The sequence below is a fragment of the Pseudomonas sp. ANT_J12 genome, assembly GCF_008370045.1.
In the GTDB taxonomy this organism is placed as follows: domain Bacteria; phylum Pseudomonadota; class Gammaproteobacteria; order Pseudomonadales; family Pseudomonadaceae; genus Aquipseudomonas.
The window spans coordinates 47,684-73,622 of sequence record NZ_VOBN01000011.1 but is presented as its reverse complement, the minus strand read 5'-3'; the positions used below and the strand labels follow the sequence as shown (position 1 = coordinate 73,622).

17 protein-coding genes and 1 pseudogene are annotated in these 25,939 nt (G+C 60.4%); 2 read left to right on the top strand and 16 right to left on the bottom strand.

What is annotated here, in order from left to right:
- Nucleotides 1-174 precede the first annotated feature (174 nt).
- From FQ192_RS21690 to FQ192_RS21625, 14 genes are all read right to left on the bottom strand, one after another.
- Nucleotides 175-2,028, bottom strand: a complete 1,854-nt coding sequence (locus FQ192_RS21690; RefSeq protein ID WP_149660374.1) for a polyurethanase — start codon at nucleotides 2,026-2,028, stop codon at nucleotides 175-177.
- Nucleotides 2,029-2,126: 98 nt separating this feature from the next.
- The gene (locus tag FQ192_RS21685) at nucleotides 2,127-3,824 is read right to left on the bottom strand and encodes a polyurethanase (protein ID WP_149660373.1); all 1,698 of its coding nucleotides are present in this window, start codon (nucleotides 3,822-3,824) and stop codon (nucleotides 2,127-2,129) included.
- Nucleotides 3,825-3,848: 24 nt separating this feature from the next.
- Nucleotides 3,849-6,908, bottom strand: a complete 3,060-nt coding sequence (locus FQ192_RS21680) for an autotransporter domain-containing protein (RefSeq protein WP_149660372.1) — start codon at nucleotides 6,906-6,908, stop codon at nucleotides 3,849-3,851.
- 136 nt (nucleotides 6,909-7,044) lie between these two features.
- Entirely contained in the window at nucleotides 7,045-10,005 is a 2,961-nt protein-coding gene (locus FQ192_RS21675; RefSeq protein WP_149660371.1) for an autotransporter serine protease, read from the bottom strand.
- A gap of 239 nt (nucleotides 10,006-10,244) precedes the next feature.
- Nucleotides 10,245-11,597: a TolC family outer membrane protein gene (locus FQ192_RS21670; protein WP_256672326.1), complete on the bottom strand. Its 1,353-nt coding sequence runs from the start codon at nucleotides 11,595-11,597 to the stop codon at nucleotides 10,245-10,247.
- 14 nt (nucleotides 11,598-11,611) lie between these two features.
- Nucleotides 11,612-12,961: an HlyD family type I secretion periplasmic adaptor subunit gene (locus tag FQ192_RS21665; RefSeq protein WP_149660369.1), complete on the bottom strand. Its 1,350-nt coding sequence runs from the start codon at nucleotides 12,959-12,961 to the stop codon at nucleotides 11,612-11,614.
- Entirely contained in the window at nucleotides 12,958-14,739 is a 1,782-nt protein-coding gene (locus FQ192_RS21660) for a type I secretion system permease/ATPase (RefSeq protein WP_149660368.1), read from the bottom strand. The genes FQ192_RS21665 and FQ192_RS21660 overlap by 4 nt, the downstream gene beginning before the upstream one ends.
- 210 nt (nucleotides 14,740-14,949) lie before the next feature.
- Nucleotides 14,950-15,372, bottom strand: coding sequence for an AprI/Inh family metalloprotease inhibitor (locus FQ192_RS21655; protein ID WP_178129191.1), 423 nt, complete (start codon nucleotides 15,370-15,372; stop codon nucleotides 14,950-14,952).
- 97 nt (nucleotides 15,373-15,469) lie between these two features.
- Complete coding sequence (locus tag FQ192_RS21650) at nucleotides 15,470-16,924, bottom strand: serralysin family metalloprotease (protein WP_149660367.1); 1,455 nt, start codon at nucleotides 16,922-16,924, stop codon at nucleotides 15,470-15,472.
- A 418-nt stretch (nucleotides 16,925-17,342) separates the two neighbouring features.
- Nucleotides 17,343-17,756, bottom strand: coding sequence for a hypothetical protein (locus FQ192_RS21645; RefSeq protein WP_149660366.1), 414 nt, complete (start codon nucleotides 17,754-17,756; stop codon nucleotides 17,343-17,345).
- Between the two features lie 133 nt (nucleotides 17,757-17,889).
- The gene (locus FQ192_RS21640) at nucleotides 17,890-18,975 is read right to left on the bottom strand and encodes a polyamine ABC transporter substrate-binding protein (protein ID WP_149660365.1); all 1,086 of its coding nucleotides are present in this window, start codon (nucleotides 18,973-18,975) and stop codon (nucleotides 17,890-17,892) included.
- Between the two features lie 54 nt (nucleotides 18,976-19,029).
- Nucleotides 19,030-19,371: a cupin domain-containing protein gene (locus FQ192_RS21635; RefSeq protein WP_149660364.1), complete on the bottom strand. Its 342-nt coding sequence runs from the start codon at nucleotides 19,369-19,371 to the stop codon at nucleotides 19,030-19,032.
- Nucleotides 19,372-19,389: 18 nt separating this feature from the next.
- Nucleotides 19,390-20,796 carry an FAD-binding oxidoreductase gene (locus FQ192_RS21630; RefSeq protein ID WP_149660363.1) on the bottom strand — a complete coding sequence of 469 codons (1,407 nt, stop codon included), beginning with the start codon at nucleotides 20,794-20,796 and terminating at the stop codon, nucleotides 19,390-19,392.
- A 51-nt stretch (nucleotides 20,797-20,847) separates the two neighbouring features.
- Complete coding sequence (locus tag FQ192_RS21625) at nucleotides 20,848-21,663, bottom strand: helix-turn-helix domain-containing protein (RefSeq protein ID WP_149660362.1); 816 nt, start codon at nucleotides 21,661-21,663, stop codon at nucleotides 20,848-20,850.
- A gap of 265 nt (nucleotides 21,664-21,928) precedes the next feature.
- Between FQ192_RS21625 and FQ192_RS21620 the strand changes: the two genes are divergently transcribed.
- On the top strand, nucleotides 21,929-22,204 hold the full coding sequence (locus FQ192_RS21620) for a DUF1652 domain-containing protein (protein WP_149660361.1): 276 nt from the start codon (nucleotides 21,929-21,931) through the stop codon (nucleotides 22,202-22,204).
- Nucleotides 22,205-22,275: 71 nt separating this feature from the next.
- On the opposite strand, the gene FQ192_RS21615 is transcribed toward FQ192_RS21620, so the two are convergent.
- Nucleotides 22,276-24,759: a UvrD-helicase domain-containing protein gene (locus tag FQ192_RS21615; RefSeq protein ID WP_149660360.1), complete on the bottom strand. Its 2,484-nt coding sequence runs from the start codon at nucleotides 24,757-24,759 to the stop codon at nucleotides 22,276-22,278.
- 129 nt (nucleotides 24,760-24,888) lie between these two features.
- Nucleotides 24,889-25,101: a hypothetical protein gene (locus tag FQ192_RS34080; protein WP_178129190.1), complete on the bottom strand. Its 213-nt coding sequence runs from the start codon at nucleotides 25,099-25,101 to the stop codon at nucleotides 24,889-24,891.
- On the opposite strand from FQ192_RS34080, the pseudogene FQ192_RS21610 reads away from it, so the two are divergent.
- Nucleotides 25,039-25,733: pseudogene (locus FQ192_RS21610) on the top strand (pirin family protein). The gene FQ192_RS34080 and the pseudogene FQ192_RS21610 overlap by 63 nt on opposite strands.
- Nucleotides 25,734-25,939: the final 206 nt, after the last annotated feature.

Below are 25,939 nucleotides of genomic sequence, written 5' to 3'. Positions count from 1 at the left end.
GGCGGATGCTTTAGTGCCGGTTCCTGTTGGTGCAGGTATTGGAGTCCAGGCGTGACCATCAGGTCACGGTGATAGGCAGGTTTACCGCGTTATCGTTCTTCGCGGGCAAGCCTCGCCCCCACAAGGGATCGCGTAACCCCTGTAGGAGCGAGGCTTGCCCGCGAAGAGTCCCTATCAGGCAATAACGATTCCAGAGCCAGACAAACTCTCCAGCCCAACCCCGACCAACGTCACCGAATCCCCGCCAAACGTCAGCACCGTGTCATGCCCGACCGCCGAGACATGCGCCCGGAAGTTATCGTCCGGCGTCACGCCTTGCACACCCATGAAAACCAGCTTATCGGTGGCTTGATAGCCAACCACCCTGTCCTGGCCAAACGCCCCGGTGAACAGGAAGGTATTAACCCCGCCCCCCGACTCCATCAGGTCATTCCCTGCGCCGCCGACAAACACGTCATTGCCCTTGCCGCCGATCAAATGGTCGTTACCGTCCAGGCCAAACAACCAGTCACCGCTGGCGTGTGCCGTGAGCGTATCGGCACCCGCGCCGCCCTTCACCGTCGAGGCGTATTGGGTCAGGTTGTTGCCGACCTTCAGGCCATCCGCCGTGACGCTGTGGGTCACGTCGTCCTTGAACACGCCCCACAGGAACGCCGGTTCCTTGGTCAGGATGTTGCCGATGTCGCGGGTGATGCTGATTCCGCCGTTGGCGTCCTTCACATACAGGTTGCCGACGCCGTCGTTGGCGAACACGAAGTTCTTCACCGACTGTTGCAAGTCCAGCAGGTTGCTGCCCTTGCCGCCGAGCACGATGTTGTAGCCGCCGCCGTCGCGGAAGGTGTCGTTGCCGTCCCGGCCTTCGAGGTAGTCATTGCCCTTCCCGCCCTGGATCAGGTCATTGGCGTCGCTGCCGATGATAAAGGTGCTGCCTTTGTGGGTTTCGGCGTTGCGGTTCAGGTCCTGGACCCAGGTGTTGGCCCGCGCCGGGTCCGACAGGTTAGCCACGACGATGGTCGAGTCTTTGCTGGTGAGGTCATAGAACTTCGACTCGATCACCCGGTTCATCCCATCGCCGTAAGCGGTCGGCAAATGCGAAATCCAGGTCGGAATGTTGAGGATGGAAAACGGCAGCACGTTCCACACCGTGGAGGCGTAGTGATCGTTGAAGCTGACGATGTTGTCGGTCGCCGAGGCCTTGGCCGCGTCGTGCACACCCACCGACGCCAGGTTGAAAGTCGAGCCGTCGAGAGCGCGGAACACCGGGTCGTTTTCGTAGCCGATGTTGAGCACTTTGTCGTTGCTGCTCTGGGTCGGCGACGCGTAGGCGATGTAGTTCGAATCCTTGTAGAACCCGCCCCACTTGTCCGTGCTCAGGTCCGCCGCGCTGTTGACGGCCAACCCGCCCAGGCTGTGCCCGCTGAACAACACGTCCTTGCCGGACAAACCATTGGCACTGGCAAACGCCGCGACATTGCCGAGCAGTTTGCCAAAGGCTTCACCGACGTAATTCTTCGCATAATCCTTGGGGCCAAGCGCCGCCAACAGATCGTTGATGACGTCGCCGATGGAGTCACCAATCTGTATTTCCCGCGGGCCGCTGGTGCCACGAAAGGCGACACCGACTTCAGTGAGATGGCCCTGGGCGTCGTACTTGCCGAGGATCTCGACCTGGGCGCTGGTGAACCCGGCCTTTTCGCCGTAGAAGGTTCCGCGCGCGTCGGTCTTGCCGTCATAGCCCAGCTGCGCGGCGGTGATCGGGGTCCAGCCGGCCTTCTGCACCGCTTGCAGGGCGAGTTTTTCCGAATCGGGGTTCCACGGAACGCCCGGTATAACTCCTTGGGAATCGGTGCCGCCAATCAGCGCGGTGACCAGGGTGGCCGGCAGCCCGATCCCGAAACCGTTGTGCTGATAACCGGTGGCAAAACCGTTATCGAGGTTGTGATAGGAATACAGCGTGATAGCCATGGCGTCGCTGAACAGCGCCTTGGAATCGGCTGTGGTGAAGTTTTTGTAATCGTAAACACCCATTTGCTATTGCCTCTCTTTTGTTGGAATTGTCAGAGATAGCTCACAGCCAAAGTGCCTCGGGAATGAGGCGCTCCGGAGCATTTCAGTGCATGCAGCCGTTATGCAAAGGTAAAACTTGAAGTGGAAAGGTTATCCAGCCCGACGCCGACCAGGGTCACGGCAAAATCGCCGACCTTGAGCACGGTGTCGTGGCCGGACTGTGAAGCATGCTGTTTGTAGTCATAGCCCTGCCCCGCGCCCTGGACGCCCATGAACACCAGTTTGTCACTGCCCTGGTAACCATTGATCGTGTCGAAACCAAAGGCACCGCTGAACAGGAACGTGTTGTTACCGGCACCCGAAGCGTGCATCACGTCATTGCCCGCGCCGCCGACGAAGGTGACGTGGCTTTTGTCGCTGCGCAGCAGGTCGTCACCGGCATTGCCGAACAACCAATCGCCATCCAGCGTGGCCGCCAGCGCGTTGCCATAGGCGTCGCCGTTGAGCGAATGGTTGTAGTGGGTCAGATCATTACCGTTAAGCAAGCCGCTGGCCGTGACGTTGTAACTGACGTCCTTAGTGCCAAACCATGAGCCCGGCTCCTTGCTCACCAGCGCGCCGATGTCCCGGGTCAGGCTGATGCCGCCGTAGGCGTCACGCACATACAACGTGCCGTCGCCGTCGTTGGCAAAGCTGAAGTTCTGCAACGGCTTTTGCAGCTCGAAGGTGTTGCTGCCCTTGCCGCCCAGCAGGATGTTGTAGCCGCCGTCATCGCGGAAACGGTCGTCACCGGCCCGGCCCTCGATAAAGTCATTACCGGCGCCGCCCTTGAGCAAGTCGTTGCTGTCGGTGCCGATGATGAAGGTGCTGCCGGTGTGCGGTTCGCCGCTGCGGCCCAGGTCCTCGACCCAGGTTTTACCCCGGGACTCCAGCGCCAGGTTGGAGACGATCAGCGTCGAGTCCTTGCTGGTCAGGTCGTAGAACGTCGAGTCGATTACCCGGTTCAAACCATCGGCATAACCCAGCGAGCCGTGGGCCGACCAGCTCAGCGGGTTGAGGATGCTGAACGGCGTCAGGTTCTGCGCGGTGGAGGCGTAATGGTCATTGAAGTTGACGATGTTGTTGGTCGCCGACGCCTGATAACCATCGTGCTTGCCCACCGAACCGCTGCTGAACGTGGTGCCGTCCAGCGCACGGAACACCGGGTCATTCTCGTAACCGACGTTCAGCACGTTATTCGAGATGCTTTGGGTCGGCGAAGCGAAGGCCACGTAGTTGGCGTCCTTGAAGAACCCGCCCCAGTTGTCGCCGCTCAGTTCTGCCACGCTGTTGACCCCAAGTCCGCCGAGGCTGTGGCCACTGATCAGCACGTCCTTGGCACTCAGGCCATGGGCGATGGCGAACGCCGCGACGTCCTTGAGCAAGGTGTCGAAGGCGCTTTTGGCGTAGTTCTTCGCGTAATCCACCGGGCCGATGGCGGCCAGCAAGTTGTTCTTGATGTCGCCGAAGGTGTCGCTGTAGCCCAGGCCCCCGGTGCCGCGAAAGGCTACACCGAGGCCGATCAGCTTGCCGGCCGCGTCGTACTTGCCGAGCACTTCGGCTTCGGCACTGGTGAAACCGTCCTTCTCGCCAAAGTACGAGCCTTGCGGGCCGACCTTGCCTTGATAGCCCAGGGCCGAGGCGCCAATCGGCGCCCAACCGGTGGCGGGCAATGGCTGGCCCGTCGGCGTGTAGGCATACAGCGTTAGCGCGATGGCATCGCTGTACAGCGCCTTGCCGGCTTCACTGCCGGCATTTTTGTAATCAAACAGTCCCATGTTTTTTGCTTCCTTTGCGTCAAATCAGAACTGCCAGTCCAAGGTCAGGCCCACGCCGTGATCCTTCTCGTTGGAACCCAGCAATCCGTTGTAATCCAGGTTTACGCGGGTCGCTTTGTTCAAGGCCAACCCGGCGCGCAGGCCGACCACGGCGGCATTGCGATCCATCGACACACTCTGCACGTTGAACCCGGTGTTGCTGCTGGCGAAGGCCAGGTGTTGATCGGTATCGACACTGCTCAGGTTGTGCTGCCAGCCGAGGCTGCCAGACAGTTCGAGCTGCTTCTGGTCGGACAGCGCAATGGCTTTGCTCGCCCGCAGACCGAGGGTCGACAGCACCGCGTCGCGGTTGTCTTCACCCGCCTTGAGCGCGGCGGCATCACCCTTCTCGGTGAAGCTGTCGCTGTTCAAGTGCACGTAAGCCAGTTTGGCGAACGGTTCCAGGGCCAGGGGTTGCAGGTCCAAACGGTAAGCGGCTTCGGTGAACACCTGCGCGGTGGTCGCATCGTGCTTGGTTTTCTGCTTGCCGCTGACATCGGCGAATTGCAGGTCACGTTTCGCATCAATGCGATGCCAGCTGTAGGCACCGCCGACGCTCAGGCGCAGGGCATCGATTTCATGCCCCAGGTACGCACCCAAGTGGTAGCTGTCGACGTCCGCCGACGAGTGCGTGCCATCGCCCATGCTCAACGAGCTGTTGCTATATCCGGTGACGAAACCCAGACGGGTATCTTTAGCGATCAAGCCATCGCCACCCACCAGCAAGCCGCCGATGGAGCTGTTGGAACTGGCGTTGTCGTTACCGCCATCGCTCTTGCCCCAGGCGCCCAGGACTTTGACCCACAGGTTGCTTTTGTCATCCGTCGGCGCGCCGGCGTCGAACAGATCACGTTCACGCAAACGGTCACTGACGGCGTCACGCAGGTAGCGACTGTCGTTCATCAGCATGGTGCCCACCGCCGGATGAATCTCGCCGGACAGTTGCTGGAACGCTTGCTGCGCCACTGCGGCGGTCGGCGCCAGCAACAGGGTTTCGTACAGCGCATTGCCCGCGCCCAGTTGCTCGGCGGCTGCGGCTACGGCGCGTTGGTTCGGGGTCTGGCCGACAGCGCTGAAGGACGTCGCGTTACGTTCCACCGCCAGTTGAATCCCGTTGGCCGTGTAATCCAGGGCACCGCCGATAAACAGGTAGTTCGGCAACACTTGCCCAAACTGCCCTTGGATGCCGCCCGCCGCTTGCAGGATGTTGTACTGATGGCCGAGCAGGGTTTGCGTTTCAGCAGTGGTCAGCAGGGTCGGACTGTTTTCCAGGGACAGGCTGACCGTGGCGCCATCGATCACAGCCTTGCCGCCGGCAATGATCTGGTCGCTGCTGGTGGGCGACAGTTCCACGGCGTAGGTCGAACCGGGTTCGAAGACCACGTCGCCGGCCACTTGCAAGGTACCGATGGAGTTGCCCGGCGCCACGGTGCCGCCGCTTTTCGCGGTCAGCGCGCCGATGCGGCCGTTACCGCCGAGGATGCCGTTGTCATTGACGGTGACTGCCGATTGCAGCGAACCGTTGATCGCCAGGCGACCCTGATTGACCAGGGTCGGGCCGGTGTAGGTGTTGGCGCCGGTCAGCACCAGGGTGCCGATGCCTTGCTTGGTCAGGCCGCCATGCCCGGAGATGTCGTTGCGCCAGGTGTCGAGCCCGCAGTGCACGTCGTTGCACACGCGCTCGGTGGGTTTGCCGGCGTCGACGATGCCACCGATGCCCGGCAGGTCCGCGACAAACTGGCTGTCGCCGTAGGCACCCTGGATGCGGAATTCTTCCGGGATGTCCTGCTCGGTGACCAACATCGCCGGGCCATTGATGCCCTTGCCCAGGTTGATCATGCCCCAGCCGTATAACGCGTCGACGCCAGGGGCGCCGAGGTCGGTGGCCGTGGTGCGCAACACGCTGGCGACCTGCGCGCCGGTCATGTACGGGAAGCGTTCCATCAACACCGCCATGGAGCCCGCCACGTGCGGCGCGGCCATCGAGGTGCCGTTGTAGTTGGCATAACCGGTGCCGACATTGTTAGGGTCGGTGCCGCTGATGATCGAGCTGTAGATTTTGCTACCCGGCGCCGACACGCAGTAGCTGGCGGTGTAACCGCAGCGCGAGGAGAAGGTGCTGATGCCGTAGGTCAGGTCCGGGTTCTTTTGCAGCGCCGCCACGGTGATCCAGTTTGGCGCAATGTCCGGCACGAAATACGCCAGGCCGGCGATGGCGTCCGGGTTGTTGAGGTTGTAGTCGTTACCGGCGGCGAAGATCGTGACGATGCCGCTGCGAGCCGCCGCGATGGCGCCGTCATAGGCACCGCCGGGCTTGGTGCCGAGCAAGGGCTGGATCTCGTTGAACTGCAATTGCGCGTCCTGCACGGTGAAGTGCGGGAACGCCGGGTCGCGCCCGCCGAGGTCGAAGCGATCGGTGATGCCGATCCCCCAGCTGTTGTTGATGATCCGCGCGCCGCTGGCGATCAGGGCATCCCAACCGGCCTTGTACACGGCGCCGTCGTTGCCGCGAATGATCCCGTCCTCGGGGCCCGGGTCGCCGTTGTCGGCGCTGATGATTTGTGCGCCGAAGGCCACGCCGTGCATCGGGCCGCCGTCGCGGCTGCCGGCGGCAATCCCGCCGACGTGGGTGCCGTGGGCGCCGAGCTTGCCGTCGGAGCCGACCGAGGGCGCGCCGTTGTAAAGGAACGCGTCCCCGGCTTTGACCGGGATGTACGGGTCGGTGTATTCACGGATGCCGCTGGTGACCAGGTTAATCACCTTATTGGCCCCGGAAAACTCCGGGTGTTGGGCGTAGACCGGCTGGTCGAAAATCCCCAGTTTCACGCCTTTGCCGGAGTAGCCAGCGGCGTAGGCCTCCTGGGCGTTGATCGCGCCCACGCCCCAATCGGCGTTGAACTCGGCGCTGCGCCAACTGTTGGGATCGCCGACCTTGCCGTTTTCCACGTAAGGCGCGGCATGGGCAGTGCCCAGCGTGGCCAGCGCGCAGAGCACGGCGAGGTTGAGGGATTTGAGGGCGAACGTGTTGTTGTTTTCGGACGTCATCCAGCTACCTTCCTTAGTTGTGTTGCCTTTTTCATGACCCCAGGTCATTTGGGGTATCCAAAAGATCGCAGCCTTCGGCAACTCCTACGCCGAACGCGTCACCCGCAGGCTGCGAGCTCTTCACGGGTTCAAACAATCAGAACTGCCAATTGAGGCTCAGCCCCACGCCATGGCTTTTCTCGCGGCTGGCCAGTTGGCCGGTGTAATCGAGGTTCAGGCGAATATCGCGGCTCAGCGCCAGGCTGGCGTGGGCACCGACCAGCGCGGCATCGCGCACCAGTGGCGAACTTTCCACCGCGAACCCGGTGCCACCGCTGGCAAACGCCAGATGCTGCTCGGAATCAACGCTGCTCAGGTTGTGCTGCCAGCCGAGGCTGCCGCTCAGGTCCAGTTGTTGCTGGCCGGACAGGTTCACGGTTTTCAGTGCCCGCAGGCCGAGGGTGCTGAGCACCGCATCGCGGGTGTCGCCATGGCTTTTCAGCGCGGCGGCATCGCCTTTCTCGGTAAATCCCTCGGTGTCGAGGTGCACGTAGGCCAGGTTGGCGAACGGTTCCAGGGCCAAGGGTTGCAGGTTCAGGCGATACGCCGCCTCACCGAAGACCTGGGTGGTGGCTGCATCGACCTTGGCTTTCTGTTTGGCGCTGACATCGCCGTATTGCAGGTCACGTTTCACATCGGCGCGATGCCAGCTGTAGGCACCGCCCGCGCTCAGGCGCCAGGCGCCCAGTTCGTGGCCGGCATACGCGCCCAGGTGATAGCTATCGACCTGCGCCGAGGAATGGGTGCCTGAGCCCATGTTCACCGAACTGTCGCTGTAACCGGCGACCAGGCCGATCCGGGTTTGCTCATCCACGGCGCCATCGACGCCCGCCAGCAAACCGCCAATCGAGGTGGTGTAACCCGCCGTGTCGTGCCGGTCATCGGTCTTGCCCCAGGCGCCCAGGGCCTTGATCCAGCCGTTGCTTTGCGCGCTTTTGGCCTCGTTGAGACGTTCACCCACGGCATCGCGCAGGTAACGGCTGTCGTTGATCAGCACCGAACCCAGCGCCGGGTAGATTTCCCCCGACAACTGCTGGAACGCTTGCTGTGCCGAAGTCGCGGTCGCCGACAGCAGCAGGCTTTCGTACACCGCATTGCCCGCGCCCAGCCCTTCCACGGCGCCGGCCACGGCACGCTGGTTCGGGGTCTGGCCGACGCTGGCGAAACGCGTGGCGTTACGCGCTACGCTCAGGCCAATGCCGGTGACGGAATAATCGAGCGTGCCGCCGATAAACAGGTAATTGGGCAACACCGCGCCGAACTGACCCTGGATACCGCCAGCCGCTTGCAAGATGTTGTATTGACGACCGAGCAAGGATTGGGTCTGGGCGGTGGTCAGCAAGGTCGGACTGTTTTCCAGGGACAGGCTGACGGTGGCGCCGCTGACCGTGGCGGTGCCGCCAGCGACAATTCGGTCGCTGCGGGTGGGTGACAGTTCCACGGCATAGGTCGAACCCGGGGCGAAGGTCACGTCGCCGGCGACCTGCAAGGTGCCGATGGAATTGCCTGGCGCCACGGTGCCGCCGCTATTGGCGGTCAGCGCGCCGATGCGCCCGGAACCGCCCAGGGTGCCGCTGTCATTGACGGTCACGGCGGAAGTCAGCGAACCGTTGACCGCCAGCAGGCCGCCGTTGACGGTGGTCGGCCCGCGATAGGTGCTGTCACCGGTGAGCATCAAGCGCCCAGCGCCGGACTTGATCAGGCTGCCTTCATAAACGCGCGTGGCTGCCGCGCTATCGCGCGCCATGCCCACGGCGTAATCAGTCTGATCCTGTTGACTGGCGCCCGCCGCCACGCCGTTTTCCCAGCCGTTGTCCTTCAGAGTCTGTTGCCAGGCACTGTGTTCGGCGGCGTCTTCGGCCTGGCGCTGGATCAACGCCTTGTCGCTGATGCCGTTGCTCCAGACGTCACTCTGCCCTGCCCCCAGATTGGCGTCGAACGCGCCGAGTAATTGCCCCGGCCCGCGCATCGCCCGGTCCAGGTTGGCCACGCCCCAGCCGACCTGGGTGGTCGGCGCATCGGTGATCGAGCCGTCGAGCTGGGTTGCGGTGGTCAGCAGCACTTGCAGCGCCTGCTGATTGGTCATGTACGGGTAGCGTTCCATCACCAGCGCCAGGGCGGCCGTGGCGTGGGGCGCGGACATGGAGGTGCCTGACTTGATCGCGTAGCCACCGTCAGGAATGGTGCTGTCGATCTTCGCGCCGGGGGTGGTGATGCACCAATACTTGGCGATCCCGCACTGGTTGTACTTTTGCTGATTGGCTTGATCCAGCCCCGAGACCGCCAGCCAGTGGCCTTCCAATTCCGGCTGGAAATACGGCAGCGCCGAACGCACGCTGGCGTTGGGGTAGCCGCTGTTGCCGGCGCTGAACACGTTGATCACGCCGCGTTGGGACGACACGTCGGCGGCGGCATCCAGCCAGGTGCCTTTATTGAAGTGTTGAGCGTAGGCCGCGTGCAGGTCGTCGAGGGTGCGATAGCTGACATCCGGCGGCTGGCTGCCCCAGCTGTTGTTGATCGCCCGCACACCGGCATCGGCCAGGGCGTTGTAGGCCGCTTTGAAATACTGCGGATCGGGATTGGGACCGAACAGGAAACTGTCGTTCTTGTTGGTGTTGGCCACGTAGATCTGCGCGTTGAACGCCACCCCGTGCATGCCGGTGCCGTCACGGGACGCGCCCAGGGTGCCGGTGACGTGGGTGCCATGGGAGTCGTTGTTGGGATTGAGCGTACCGTCGACGTTGAACGGTGTGCCGTCGACGTAGGTGCCGCGGGTGGTGACCGCGTGGTATCGGTCGGTGGCGAACTCGGGATGGCTGGCGTCGAAGCCGGAATCCAGTTCACCGATCTTCACGCCTTTGCCGGTGATGCCGGCGGCGTAGGCTTGATCGGCCTGCATGCGGGCCAGACCCCAGTCGCGCTGGAACTCCGCCGAGCGCCAACTGGCGGAGTCACCGGGTTTGCCGGTTTCGAGGTATTGGGCCTGGGCTGCTTGGGGGATGGCAGAAACCAGGAGCAATAGCGTGCCGACCGATATCGGCTTGATCTGTACTTCCATGTCTTTCTCGCTTTTTTGGCGTTTTTAGAGTTTTAGTCCCCCTGTTCGCGGGGGTGGTCGTGCGGTGTTGCCGAAATGCATTTCTTTCAGGATGTCGCGATTCCTGTGGCAATCGAGCTTTTCGTGGCGAGGGAGCTTGCTCCCGCTGGGCTGCGAAGCGGCCCCCCCACGGCGGTTACGGGAGCAAGGTCCCTCGCCACAAAAGCCTGTTCGCCACAGGTTTGTTTTTCGTCAGCAGATCAGCGGGTTTTCGGGCCCTGGCCAAACGCCTCATCTACCTTCGCCAGATCCTGGTCGTTCAATGTCCCGGCGTAGTAATGCAGCTTGGTCCACGCCATCAGGTAGTCATACCGCGCCTGCGCCAGGTCTCTTCGAGTGGTGAACAACTGTTGTTCAGCGTTGAGCGCATCCAGGTTGACCCGCTCACCGCCAAGGATGCTTTGCTTGGTCGACACCACCAGCGCTTCGGCGGACACCAGGGCTTTTTGATAGGCGCGCAGCTTGTTCACCCCCGACAAACAGGCGCTGAACTGGCGGCGCAGTTCGATCAGGGTTTCCCGGGTCTTGCCGTCCAGTTCGTACTCGGCTTGCTCCATGGTGCGGCTGGCCTGGCGGGTCATGGCCGAGACCCCGCCACCGGCATACAACGGCACGCTGACTTCGATGCCGATGGTGTTGGTGTCGTAGCGCTGGTTATAGGTGTTGCCGCTTTCCGATTCGTTCTGGCGCACCGAGGCGTAGGCGCTGACTTTGGGCAGGTGCCCGGCGCGGTTGCGTTCGACTTCGTAGCGCGCCACTTCCACGGCCTGACGCTGGGAAGCCAGGTTCGGATTGTTGGCCACGGCCATCTCGTGCCAGGTGTCGTAATTGGCCGGTTGCAGGGCGAAGGTCTGGAAGTTCTGGTCCAGGGGCGCCAGATCACCGATGTTGACCGCCGGCACGCCGATCAGCGCACCCAGCTCACGCAGCGACGCGTCCTGCTCGTCACGGGCCTCGATTTCCTCGGCCGTGGCCAGTTCATAGCGCGACTCGGCCTCAAGAATGTCGGTGCGCGTGCCTTCGCCCTGGCGGAACATGTGTTCGTTCTGCTGGAACTGTTGCTCGAAGGCCTTTTTCTTGGCCTGGGCGATGTCGATCTGATCCTGGGCAAACAACGCCTTGGTGTAGTTATCCAGCACCCGCACCAGCAATTCCTGGCTCTTGCCACGGAAGGCTTCGTCGGCGAACAACGATTGCGCCACGCCTTTGCGATACGACGCGTAAGCCTCGTAGTCGAGCAACGGTTGTTGCACCGTCAAGGTCGAGCCGTAGCTGCTGTAGTTGCGGTCCTCGGTGAAGTCCGGCCGCCCCTCGTTAATCTGGGTGACCTTGGAGGTGTTGCGCCCTTTGTTGTAGTTGTAACCCACTTTGGGCAACAGCCCGGCGCGGCCGATGATGCGGTTTTCAAGGCCGGCATCCCGCTCCTTGATGGCGCCGAGGAACACCGGGTCATTGCGCAACGCCTGTTCGTAGATTTCAAACGGCCCCAGGGCCATTGCACTGTTGCAGGTCAGCAACGCCAGGGCGGCCCCGAGCATGGAAAGCTTATTCATACAACCGAACATCCTTATTCCTCGGTCAACGCGGAGTTGGCCCGGTCGAGCAGCGGCTTGAACAAATAGTTGAGGAGTGAACGCTCACCGGTGCGCACGAACATTTCCGCAGGCATGCCGGGCTTGATCACCAGGCCGTGGAGTTTTTCCATGGCCTGGTCACTGACGCTGCTGCGCAAGACGTAGTAAGGGGCGCCGGTTTTCTCGTCGATCATCTGGTCGGCGGAAATCAGGCTGACTTCCCCCGGCACCCGTGGCGTGCGGCTCTGGTTGAACGCGGTGAACAGGATGTCCACCGGCAAGTGGGTGCCGACCTTGTCGATCAGGTTGACCGGCAGGTGCCCTTCCACTTCCAGGGTGGTGCCTTGGGGCACGATCTCCAGCAAGGTTTCGCCCTGGCGCACAACGGCGCCTTCGGTGTGCACCCCGAGGTTGACCGCGATGCCGTCGGCAGTGGCGATGATCTCGCGGTGTTGCAGGTCGAACCCGGCGGAGGTCAATTGCTCCTTGAGGGTCACGCTCTTGAGTTGCGCGTCGGCCAGTTGGGTGCGGACTTCTTTCTGGTACTCCTCGATGTGCTGTTGCAGCTTGAGTTTCGCTTCGAGGATGCCCTGCTCCACCCGCCCGCTTTCGCCGGTGTTCTCCGCCAGTTGTTGCTGCACTTGCGACAGCTGACGCTGGTATTCCATCAGCCGGTTGCGCGGGATGTAGCCGTTGTCGGCCAGAGGCTGAAGGTTGCTCAGTTGCTGTTGCAGCGAGCTGGCCTGGGCCGTCAGGTCGGTGCGGGCGCGGCGCATGCCGGCCAGTTGCGCGTTCGCGCCTTCGATATTGGCGCGCAACCCGCCCTGTTCACGGGCGTAGGCTTCGCGGCGGCTGCTGAACAATTGGCGCTGGCCTTCGAGGACCAGGGCCAGACGCGGATCAGCGTCCTTGCTCAGCTCGGTGGGGAAAGTCACTTGCTTGAGGTTGTCCCGCTCGCTTTCCCAACGCGCGACGCTGGCCCAGGCCATGCGGTATTGCGCCTGCAGCGAATCGACGTCGGCCGCGACCTGGGTCTGGTCGAGCTGGAACAGCGGCTGGCCGAGTTTCACCACCTGGCCTTCGCGCACCAGAATCCGGCTGACAACACCGGGACTCATCGATTGCACCGCTTTGCGCTTGCCGGACACAACCACCGTGCCTTGCACCGGAATCCCTTGATCGAGCGGCGCGAGGCTGGCCCAAGTGAAGAAGCTGCCAGCGCCGACAATCGCGAGGATCCAGCCCATGCGTGCGAAAAATTTGGCGTCGCGTTCAGGGCGTTCGGCGATGTAGTCGTGTTCCATCGTGGCTTCGTTTTCAGTGTTCATGCGTGCGCTGCTCATACACCCGAATTCCTTGTCGTGGGCTGATACTGCCGGCTCATGCTGAGCCCGCCCGGCGCCTGGGGTGCCTTGTGCTCCTGATTGGCGGTCGGCTGGTTGCCGGACAATGCCTTGAGTACTTCCTGACTCGGGCCGAACGCCTGCAAGCGACCGTCGTTGAGCACCAGCAACTTGTCGGCCTGGGCCAGCGCGGAGGAACGATGGGTCACCAGAATCACGCTGGTGCCGTTGGCTTTCATGTGCGCAATGGCGCCGGCCAGTGCTGCTTCGCCGACGGTGTCGAGGTTGGAGTTGGGTTCGTCCAGCACCACCAGGCTCGGGTTGCCATACAAGGCACGGGCCAGGGCCACGCGCTGCTTCTGGCCGCCGGACAACCCGCTGCCGTCTTCACCGAGCACGGTGTCGTAGCCTTGGGGCATGCGCAGGATCAGCTCGTGGACACCGGCGTGTTTGGCGGCCTCGACGACTTTCTGCGGATCGGCTTCCCGGAACCGCGCGATGTTTTCCGCAATGCTGCCGCTGAACAGTTCGATGTCCTGGGGCAGATAACCGATGTACGGGCCGAGGTCGTCGCGGTTCCAGCGATGGATGTCCGCGCCGTCGAGGCGTACCGTGCCGCCGAGGGTCGGCCAGACACCGACCAGCACTCGGGCCAGGGTCGATTTGCCAGACCCGGAAGCGCCAAGTACGCCCAACACTTCGCCAGCACCCAGGCTGAAGTTGACCAAGTGCAAGGTCGCCGCACGCTGGCCCGGTGGGCCGGCGCTGACTTGTTCGAAGCTGATCTGGCCTTTCGGTGCCGGCAGTGCCATGGCTTCATCGCTGGGCGGAAAGGCTTGCAGCAAGGCATCGAGCCGACGATAGGCGAGCTTGGCGCCGCTCCACTGTTTCCACACGGCAATCAGTTGATCGATCGGGCTCAGGACCCGGCCCATCAGGATCGAACCGGCAATCATCATCCCGGCGGTCATGTCGCCCTTGATCACCAGCAACGCACCGAGGCCCAACACCAGCGATTGCAGGCACAGGCGCAGGGTTTTGCTCAGGGAACTGATGACGGCGCCGGTGTCACTGGCCTGGTTCTGCAGGCCCAGAAAACGCGAATGCACCTGGAACCAACGCTTGCGCAAGACCCCGAGCATGCCCATGGCCTGGATGGTTTCGGCGTTGTGCAAATGGCTGGTGGCCAACTGGCTGGACTTCTGGGAAAACCCTGCGGCTTCACCCAAGGGCTTTTTGGTCATCGCCTCGTTGAGGCAAGCCAGCCCGATCAACAGTACGGCGCCGGCCGTGGCCAGCACGCCCAGCCAGACGTTGAACAGGAAAATCACAAACAGGTAGACCGGGAACCACGGCGCGTCGAAGAAGGCGAACAAGGCCGGACCGGTGACGAACTGGCGAATGTGGGTCAGGTCACCGAGGGACTGCCCGGCGTTGCCCTCGCCCTTGAACAGGTTGCGCTCGAACGCGGCTTGGTAGACCCGCAGGTTGAAGCGCCGCTCCAGTTGGCTGCCGATGCGGATGACGATAAAGCTGCGGATGACTTCCAGCATGCCGATGAAGGCAAAGAAACCGACCACCATCAATGACAGCATCGCCAGGGTGGTTTCGTTTTGCGAAGACAGCACCCGGTCATACACCTGGAGCATATAAATCGATGGGACCAGCATCAGCACGTTGATGAGTGCGGTGAAACATCCGACGCTGATCAAGATGCTCTTATAGTCGCCCAGTGCCTTGAATAACGGTGCGGTGGCTGGGGCGTTCGCCATCTTCATTGAATATTCCTGAGATGATAGGCCTCGCCATTCATTGGCGAGATTTCATTAACTGTCCGCACACGGGTCGAGACGTTCTTTGCCCGCTATGTGTTTACACATTAATAACAACTCTTTTCGATTCAGCCAGAGTTCACGTTATCGATGGGCTACTTATAACGGCGTTACAGGGCTTTATATCCAGCACACATCATCAGTGGGCTTTGTTGCTTAACGAGCGACACGTTCAAGCGTGATGCTCAGGCCCGACTTCAAAGTGCTTTGGTAAAACCCTTCACGCTGTCGGCTGAAAAACACAATTCTTGAGCCTTCCTTGCCGGTAATCGAAATACCGTCGGGATCCGGAAACCAGCCAATCGGCTGTTCCTCCAGCCACGCACCGAGGCATTCGGCGCCCTCGCCCAGGGTCTGTTTCGGTTGCAACTCGATGACGCAAACATTCGATGGCTTGTCCTGCAGGGCGCGGGACTCGGCGGTGTCTTGCGGGGCGTTCAGGGTGGCTTGCCAACGACCTGCCAGCTCCGAAGGGTCAGCTAATTTCAGGCTACTTGCCATGGCTACTTCTCCAAAAAACATCATCAGCGTCGCCAATAGCCACGCGCTTGCTCTGTAGGTAAAGACGTTATGGGTCATAGGACTTTTTACTCCGGCCTGTAGCCTTACCCACTACGGGCATCGATGCAAGGACGGAGCACGGCGCACCAGGCGCCGCGCTCCTTTTTGCCTTGAATCAGGCCACGATGTCCGTGGTAGCTGCCTGGCCAACGGTGCTGACGAGGAAATCAGCCACGCCGTGCCCGGAGAAGTCCACCGACAACAGGCTGTTACCGCCCGAAGAGGTCAACACCGCGTCGCCTGCTGCACCGGTGAACGAATTCACGAAGTGCAGGCCTGCGCCTTTGGTGATGCCGGTCAGGTCGATCTTGTCCAGACCGCTGACAAAGTCGAGGATCTGGTCGGCTGCACCTGGCTTGGAATCAGTGCTGGCGGCAAACACGAAGGTGTCCGAACCCGAACCACCCCACAGTTTGTCCGCACCGCCCGCGCCGTAGATCAGATCGTTGCCGGCACCGCCCTTCAGTTCGTTGGCGATGCTGTTACCAATCAGCAGATCGTTGCCCGAACCGCCGATGGCGTTCTCGATGATCGCGCCCTTGGCGATGGACACGTTACCTACCAGGCCGCCAACGTCGGAGAACGAGGCGTCATTGAGGTTGATCTTCTGGTTCTGGGTAAAACCGGAGAAGTCCAGGGTGTCCTTGCCGCCCGCATCCCAGACCGAGAACACGAGTTTGTCGGCGGACGACGAAGCGCTCAGGAAGTCACGGCCGGCATTGGAGTTGAAACCGTAGGTGGTGTCACCGGTACGGGTCTCCAGGTTGGCGCCGTAGAGTTTCTGAATCGCCGCGATATCGTCCATCAGCGGGCCGGACGAATACGCTTCGACACCGCCCTTGCTGAAGTTCTGGCTGGTATTGCTTTCGCTCCAGTAGCTCATGAGGCTGTAGCCACGGGTGTCCTGGCCGTAGGACGCGTCGTTATAAGTCGGGTTGCCTTCGCCGGCGTTATAGTCGCCAGGGTGAGACAGGCCCAAGGTGTGACCAATTTCGTGGGTCAGGGTCTGACGCCCGTAATTGCTCAAGCCCGGGGTTTTGTTGACGTTGTAACCACTGCCGGTCAGGTACCAGGACTGACCGTCATAACCTGGCTCGGTGCCCGGCAGGAAAGCAAATGCCGCTGCGCCGTCCTGGCCGCCGCTGTAGTTACCGAAGGTCATGTGGCCATCGCCACCCTTGGACGCTTCGGCAAACGTTACATTGGCGACGTCAGCCCAGGATTGCATGGCGAGCACGGCCTGGGCTTTTTGCAGGGCGCTGAACTGACTGAAACCGGTAACGCCCAGGCCGCTGAAATTCGAGGTCTGGGACGTCAGAAAGGTGTAAGTCAGTTCGATCTTGCCGCTGCCGTTGAGATCGTGCCAGGAAGCACCATCGCGCAGCAGTTGAGTCGCGGCTTGATCTACCGAGAAGGAGGGTTTGCCATTGACCGTGAGGTAGCCGCCACGGTCGTACTGATGGCTGAAGCTATTGATCTGGTTGAACGCAGAACTCGGCGCGGCCAGTGCTTGCAATGGCTGGAAGACCAGTTCGGCGGAATCAATGGCTTTGGCTTTTACTTTCGACATAAACACACTTCCTTGTTAAGCAATGGAACAGTTTTTGTCCGACGGGACAATCTCTGGCGAGATCGTCCAATCACTCGCCCAATGAAGGCGTAAGAAACCTGACACAATTGGAAATCAAACGTCTAGCACTTTTTTGGGGTCGAACTTGGCTGTTTGGGAATATGCCCGGAAACATGGGGTGCGGGGAGGGAATATAGTTTGGAGTGATGGGGCTTGAATGGATTGTCTGACAACTTCAAATTTAAATATTAAATATGGCTAAGTTGTTTTTTGTCGAAGACGTCTCACTTTGCTGGACTTATTAATATGAGTGCCAGTGCATTGCCATCAACTAAATCAATCTCCTAGTGAGTCGCCTTCATGAATGAGTATGGGCGGATTCTTGTTCCAATAGATCCGCCCTTCTCATCCTCACACGCTAAGGCACTCGATCGATGCCTTCGATAGCAAACACGACCTCAACATCCACTCGCTCAGCTGCCCGAGTATGGTAACTAAAATTCAATTGCCCATTGATTCGCTCCTCTGGCTGGTGATTTTGAAGATGGAGGGTGCCACCGGTGACAGCTTCGAACACCTCCCCAGACGGGTTCACAAAATAGAAAAGACTCACCACAGAACTGCTACCTACGTGGTATGTACCGCTCGGAGCATTTTCATCGGCTAATCTAAACGCGATGCCTTCGCCGGCGAACCCGCCCGCGTATCCAGTGACGTTCAAGCGGTGGTCAGAGTTATTTCTAAACACATCGGTTGAAGTAAAGGCCCTCTTCAACCCCGTTTTTTTTTCGGAAATGGTGCCTTTCATCGTGCCGGTGACATTGCTGCTCATGACGAACCCTCCTTGTGTCGCCTCGATGCGAGGCGCCTGCCGTCATGATTTGATCGACAAATAAAAATGTTGAAACCTGTCAGGTTTGACAGGTCTCAAGATCATTTTGCTATTTCAGACGATGTCGACTGACTCAACTCCCCGTCCGAATCTTGTTCCACACCCGCGTGCGAATCCGGTCGATGTTCAGCGGCATCGCCTCAAGCGCAAACAATTTCCCCATCATTTCCGGGCTCGGATATACCTTGGTGTCGTTCTTGATCGCCGGGTCAATCAGGCTGTCGGCCTGTTCGTTGCCATTGGCGTAGTGTACGTAGTTGCTGATGCCGGCCATGACGTCCGGGCGCAGCAGGTAGTTCATGAAGGCGTAGCCGGCTTTGTCGTCCGGGGCGTCGGCGGGCATGGCGACCATGTCGAACCAGATGGCGGCGCCTTCCTTGGGAATCGCGTAGCCGATGTCGACGCCGTTCTTGGCTTCTTTCGCGCGGGTTTCCGCTTGCAGGATGTCGCCGGAGAAACCGACGGCCACGCAGATGTCGCCGTTGGCCAGGTCGCTGGTGTATTTGGACGAGTGGAAATAGCTCACGTACGGCCGGACTTTGAGCAGCAGCGCTTCGGCCTTTTTATAGTCTTCCGGGTTTTTGCTGTGGTGCGGCAGGCCCAGGTAGTTCAGGGCGGCCGGCAGCAGTTCCGGGCCGTTGTCGAGAATCGCCACGCCGCATTTTTGCAGTTTCGCCATATTCTCGGGCTTGAAGATCAAGTCCCAGGAATCCACGGGCGCGTTGTCACCCAACACAGCCTTGACCTTGGCGATGTTGTAGCCGATACCGGTGCTGCCCCACAGATACGGGAAGCCGTGTTCGTTGCCCGGATCGTTGGTTTGCAAGGCTTTGAGCAACACGGGGTTGAGGTTTTTCCAGTTCGGCAACTGGCTCTTGTCGAGTTTCTTCAAGGCCCCGCCCTGAATCTGCCGAGCCATGAAGTGGTTGGAGGGGAACACCACGTCGTAACCGGATTTGCCGGTCATCAACTTGCCGTCGAGGGTTTCGTTGCTGTCGTAGACGTCGTAGCTGAAACCGATGCCGGTTTCTTTCTGGAAGTTCTTGGTGGTGTCCGGGGCGATGTAGTCCGACCAGTTGTAAATCTTGACGGTCTCGGCCGCGTGGCTGAGGGTCGCGACCAGTGCGAGAGGTGCCAGGGTCAATGTCTTTCGGATCATGAGTCGATTCCTGTGTGGGTTTGTTGTTATTGGCAGGCAATCAAAAGATCAAAATCAAAAAATCAGAACGTAGGTCTTGCGCACGGTTTCCTGGATATCCCAGATCCCGAGGCTGTTGGCCGGCAACATCAGTGCATCGCCAGCTTCTATGTGCAGGGTTTCACCGCCGTCGGGGGTGAAGGTGCAACGGCCCTGGATGAAGTGGCAAAACTCCTGGGCCACGATCTGCCGCCGCCAGCGCCCGGGCGTGCATTCCCAGACGCCGGTTTCGACGCCGTCGTCGCGTTCGACGCTGGTGGTTGAGGCCACGGCCACTGGGGTTCCCAAGGGCACAGCGACGGGATTGGAGTCGTCCAGTTTCAGGGTGGCGGTGTTTTTGAACTGCGTAATGCTCATTGGAATACCCATCAATATTTAGTGCATGAAACCTTCCATGAACCCCGCCACACCGCTGGCCAACTTGCGGCGCCAGGGTGCAGTGGCCGGGTTGGCCAGGGTCTGGTCTTCGTGGACGAAGCTGCGGATGATCGCGTTGTAACCGAGCCAGCGGCAGGGCTCCGGCTCCCAGGCTCTCAACGCATTGAGGCCACCTTGTGGAATCACCCAAGGCTGCCGGACTAATTCGGTGTCGCGCTCCAGAATCAGATCGGCCAGGGTGCGCCCGCCCAGATTGCTGGCACCGACACCCTCCCCGCCATAACCACCGGACAAGGCAATGCCATTGGCCCGATCGCAGAGCATGTGCGGCTTGAAGTGGCGGGACATGCCCAGGTTGCCGCCCCAGGCGTGGGTGATGCGCACGTTCTTCAACTGCGGGAACAGCTCGCCAAACAGATAGCGCCGCAGCTCGACTTCGCCAGTCGTGAGATTGAAGTCATGGCGCAATTTGCCGGCGAACTGATAACCACCGCGAGCGCCGAACACCAGGCGATTGTCGACAGTGCGCTGGCCGTAAGTGACCTGGCGACTGGCTTCGCTGAACGCCTGGCCCTGGCTCAGGCCGATTTCGTCCCAAGTGGCGGCGGACAGCGGCTCGGTGGCGACCAGCAGGCTTTGTACGGGTAACTGATAACGCCCCAGGGGCGGCAGCGTGACCGAATAACCTTCCACCGCCGGCACCACCCAGCGACTGCGAACCTGGGCTTGCGCCGTGCGCACGCTGCCGGACTGCCAATGGGTAACCGGGCTGTTCTCGTAGATCTTGACGCCCATGCGCTCTACCGTGCGCGCCAGGCCCCGGACCAATTTGGCCGGATTGATGGTCGCGACGTGCGGTGCATAGATACCGCCATACGGCTTGGCAACCCTGATCTGTTGCGCCAATTGCTCGGGGCTGAGCCAGCGGTAATCGTTTTCGGTCAGGCCCTGGCTATAGAGTTTGTCCAGGTAGCTGCGCAGGCTGGCTTCCTGCTCGGGATAACGCGCGGCGCAGTACAGCACTCCACCCTTGCGGTAATCACAGTCGATGCCTTCGCGTTCGAGGACGATCTCTACTTCATCGGGGATGCTGTGCAACAGATCGAACGAGGCGCGACGCTGTTCAGCCGACAGATCGGCGAGAAGACGGTCTTCGCCCAGCAGATTGCCCATCAACCAGCCACCATTGCGGCCGGAGGCGCCAAACCCGGCGGTTTGCGCCTCGATGATGGCGATGTCCAACCCCGGGGCCAGGCGCTTGAGGTAGTAAGCGGTCCACAGCCCGGTGTAGCCCGCGCCGATGATGGCTACGTCGACGTCCAGCTCCTGTTCCAGGGCCGGGCGCGCCTGTAACGGCTCGTCGAGTTGATCCATCCATAAACTGATACCGCGCCACGCCGACATACACCACTCCGCCACTCAACACATCAATGGCGTCGATCCTAGTGCGCGACCTCAGAGACTGTCTTGCGCGCGTGCACGCAAAGAAATTTGTTTGACGTAGGCCTTCGGCGACTGGCCGGTGTGCTGGCGAAAACAGCTATAAAAAGCAGATAGCGAGTTGAAACCGGCAGCAAAGGCCAGTTCATCGACGCGCAGCGGTGGCGTCGCTTTATCCAGCGCGGCGAGCAAATGCTGCAAGCGCGCCTGGTTGACGTAGCGATAAAAGCTCTGCCCCAGCACCTGGTTCAGCAGATAGGAAATCTGATTGCGGCTGTAACCGCACTCCTTCGCCACCCGCTGCAAGTCGAGTTCGGGGTCCAGGTACGGTTGCTGGCGCTGGAAGTACTGCTGCAGGTCTTCGGCCATGAAGCTCAGTTGTCGCGGTGACAAACCGAGCCGACTGGCCGCCGGGCGCAAGTTAGTGGAGGCTTTGTTGGCCGGCTGCTCGCGCACCAGGGAGGCGTATTCGTTGACGCGCCAGATCAAACCGTCACGCACGGTGATTGCTTCGCTGGAGCGGAACGACACCAATCCGTCGGTGCCGCGCAACGTCATCTGGTATTGAATGAATGCCGTATTGCCGTCCAGTCGGATTCGGTCCGAGTGCTCCAGCGCTTCGCCAGGATTGCGCGGCATGCTGTCACGCACGTACTCGCGCAACTCATCCAGCCCCATCACCCGGTTCTGGAAAAAGTCGCTGTACTGGATGTCCGGGTGATAAAGGGCCATGACGCCGTCCAGGTCCCGGTGTTTCCAGCACAGGTGGTAGCGCATGACCGTTTCGCCCGTGGCCTGGGTTTGCAGCGGGCCATCATCATCGGCGTGCATAAAGGGCTCGGCGAAAAAAAACCGAGCTTGCCCAAGTTCCGCGCCGGCTTCAATGGCCAATCGGTACTGGCGTTTTGGCGACAACGGGGCGTGACGTGACCCATATCAAAAAAAATTGAACCAATCGCCAAACGGACTGAAAAAATCCACATGGTTTTCACATCTGGATGCTACTTTTAAAGGCATCCACCGGTTGAACCAATGAAGGTTCTACCCCTCCTCACATGAGCAAAAGGAAGCGCTCGATGACTAAGGCGGGCAACACATGAACAAAGGGATATTCAGCAAGGTCACTTTTCCCAACGCCTGCCAGCTGATGCGCTGGCATTTTCATCCCATGGGTTTCGAGGCGAGCATGGACGCGCCGGGCAGCATGATTGCCCGTCTGTTTGACCGTGCCAATGGCGAAACCATGATCGCCATCGCCGGCATTCCCTGCGCGACCGTGATGAATGCGGCGGATGTAGAACGAATAATCGAAGCGGTGGAGGATGAGTTGGAAGCGTTCATTCCGCCGGTTTCACTCAGGAGTTATGCCTGAGGTCCTGCCGCACAGTAAAAAGCCCACAGGATGTGGGCTTTTTTGTGGGTGAAAAGATTCTGCGGTAGCGCCTACGGGACTGTCGCCGCTTTCTGACCTTGTCGATGATCCGCAAAGAACGCCTTGCCCTGACCCACCTTGTCAGACGCTTTGGGCAGATTGACGGCCTGGTTATCCTGACCATCGACGTACCAATAACAATGACTCACCGCCCGGGTAATACCGACATAAGCCAGCCGCAGAATCTCGTCTTTCTGCGCGCTGTCATACGGCTCGCTATCGCCAGCTTTCCCAAGCCCGGCCATGCGATACACCTGGTTCTTGTACGGCGAACTGGTGAGATGCTGGCAATCACCCAACAGGAATACCGCGTCGGCTTGCAAGCCTTTGGCACTGTGATAAGTCAGTTGTTTAAGCCGTCGCGCTTCGTACGGCAAGCTAGAATCAACATTAACTACAGACTGAATATGCTGCTCAATCAATAACTTATCGCTGCTTTTTCGATAAAGCATCAAGATTGAATCGCCCTTTCTATAGTGCTCCATCAGCCGCTGCGCCATGCCCTGATCATCGCGATCCAGTACGTTGACTGGCTGCAGTGGCTTGGGCTCCCCGCTGGCCTTGGCCTTCTTGCCCGGGATGGCCGGCGCGGCGCGCACGATATGTTCGGCCGCATCGATGATGTGCTGGTGGCTGCGGTAGTTGTCGCTGAGCATCACCCGGGTCGTGCTCGGCGACGGGAATTCCTTGTTGAACTCCATGAAATACGTCGGCGAGCTACCGCGCCAGCCATAAATCGACTGCCAATCATCGCCCACGCAGAGCAGCGAGGACCGCTGTGCGCCGCGCCCGACATGCATCGCCGGGCCGCGACTGCGGATCTCTGCCAGGCTGGCGCGAATCCACGATACGATCTGCGGCGATACGTCCTGAAACTCATCGATCATCAGGTGTGAAAGCGGCCTGAGCAGCTCATCGCTCAACAGCTTGAGATTCTCCGGCGAGTGTTCGCTGAACAGGGCGAACATACGGTTGTAAGTCATCACGGGCGGCTTTTGATCGAGCAAGTGATCTTCCAGCGCACGCCAGAACAGGCTCAGTGCCTCGAAGAAAAACCGGTCAGGGTCGTCCTTGGCAAAATTCAGCCGGCCCACGGCGTCCGGAACGTCGAGGCCCAGATTCTCGATAAACCCGGCGGCGGCGACAAAACTGTCCAGTAACGGGGCGGACGCCAGTTCACCCTTGACCTTGTAATCGAAACCTGGCCCGGCGCTGGCATCCCCTGCCAGCGAGGCCAAAACACGTTTTGACGAATCGTAACTATCCAGCCATATCAATGGCTTACGACAGAAAGCTTGAAACAGGGTGCGTTTTACCGCCCATTCGGCGCGAACCGTCAGCTTGGCATTCGGGCGGCTGACCTGGGGGTTTTCCCGAGGATCGAAACCCAGCACCACCCAAGCATCCAGAGTCGGAATATAGCCATGACAATAGAATGTCGAACCGTTGATATCGAACGTCTGGCGGTTGGGCTCGATGCCCTTGATCGGCCAGGCACCGGCGCGAAACCACAGGTCCTCTATCGTGTCGCAGAGCTCTTCGTCGCGCTTGGCCGCCAGTTCCGTCACGGCCATGCGTTTCTGCACATCCGGGTGATCGCGCTCCAATTCCTTGAGCTGCAACGCGTGGCGGGACAACGGCTGGATCAGTTCGCGAAATCGCTCATTGCGGGTAAACAGGCTGTGGTAACAAGCGTTGAGTTGCTGGCGTTGGGCGTCGTTGATGCGCAGATCGAACGGATTGCTGTCGACCTCGTCGTCGCCGTTTTGCGCACGATGAGTGAGGTTTTCGAAGGCTTGCAGGCGTTCGAACCCCGGCAAGCTGCGGACCATCGGCAAAATCCGCGAATGGAAGGTGCGCACCAGGTCCCGCGCCTCTTTGAGGCTGAGCGCCCGGCCCCACAGCGCAAACAGTTCGATCAGTTTATTAATGAAGTCTTTGCGCGACTCCCGGGTGAAGGTCACCACGGTCATTGAGCCGAGTTCGAAGCCCAGGTAGTGGGTCAGCAACAGAATGCGCAGCACCAGCGTCGTCGACTTGCCCGCGCCTGCACCGGCGATCACCGAGGTGGATGGGGTATCGCTGAAGATCATCTTCCATTGCGCGAGGCTGGGCTGTGCATGCGCTGGCAGCCAGCGCGCAACGTCGGCCTTCATGCGCTTCTTGATCTCGGCCGTTAATGGCAGGCGCCAATCGTCGAACAGGTTGTCATCGACATTCGGTGGCCGATGCTCGGTGGAGCGCGAATCGCGGATCAGCAGCACCTGCCGGCCTTCTTCCAACCCTTCGGCCTTGCCCTCTTTGAACCCGTAATCCACCCCGGCGCTGTGCCCGCTGCGGAAGCCATCGGCTTGCCCGTGTAGCCATGAAGCACGGTGTTGCGCGCGCATTTGGGTCAAGCCATAGCCAAAAAACCGCGCGGCCAGGCGCTTGAGCAACGGCATCTCGGCCAGAGGACGAAGTTCGGGGGGAAGATCGGGGGTGTGTTGCGGCACGCGGACGGACTCCAGGGTGTGAGGCTGTTGGGGGCTATGGTGTCTGCATTTGCCGTTGAGTTCTAGTGAAATGCTTACAGGTCATTGGCTTAAGCGATGAAGTGAAGGCTGGATGAGAATGTTTCGAGGTTATTTAGCATCAACTAAATCGATTGTTTTGAGGCACTTTTTACGCTTTTTATCGATTATCGCCTGATAGATGATGCACGCCATCAACCACCGGTTCTTGTTTCGTGGTCCAGGCGCACTGCCCCATGACGAACCTTTCAGGAGACGATCATGCTTGAACTCAGACCTTTCAACACCTTGGGCGGCGCCCACCATGGCTGGTTGGATGCCCATCACCATTTTTCGTTCGCCGAGTACCACGACCCTAAACGCATGAACTGGGGCAACCTGCGGGTCTGGAACGACGATGTGATCGCTCCCGGCACCGGCTTCCCCAGCATCCGCACCGCGACATGGAAATCATCACTTATGTGCGTGAAGGTGCGATTACCCACCAGGACAACCTCGGCAACAAGGGCCGCACCGAAGCGGGCGACGTGCAAGTCATGAGCGCCGGCACCGGGATCGCCCACAGCGAATACAACCTGGAAACCACTGAAACCCGGATCTTCCAGATCTGGATCATCCCCAACGAGGCCGGTTCGGCGCCGTCGTGGGGCGCCAAGCCTTTCCCCAAAGGCCAGCGCGAAGGTTTCGTGACCCTGGCCAGTGGCAAGTCCGGTGACGATCAGAGCCTGCGGATTCGCGCTGATGCGCGGTTGGTGGCGGCGAATCTGAAAGCCGGGGAATCGGCGGAGTATCGTCTGGACAATGGGCGCCGTGCTTATCTGGTTCCGGCTACGGGTGTGATTGAAGTCAACGGCTTGCGGGCACAAGCTCGAGACGGTGTCGCGGTTGCCGATGAGCAGGTGTTGCGAGTGACGGCGATTGAGGACAGTGAAATCGTGTTGGTGGATCTGGCTTGATCGAGTAAATCGCAGACAAAAAAGGGGCGACCGTAATGGTCGCCCCTTTTCTATGTGTGTATTGCATGTGACGAGGGGGCTTGCCCCCGTTCGGCTGCGCAGCAGTCGCAAACCGGTGAATGCGGACGATCTGAAATAACGCATTCGCCTGTTTTGGAGTTGCTTCGCAACCCAACGGGGGCAAGCCCCCTCGCCACAGGGTTCCT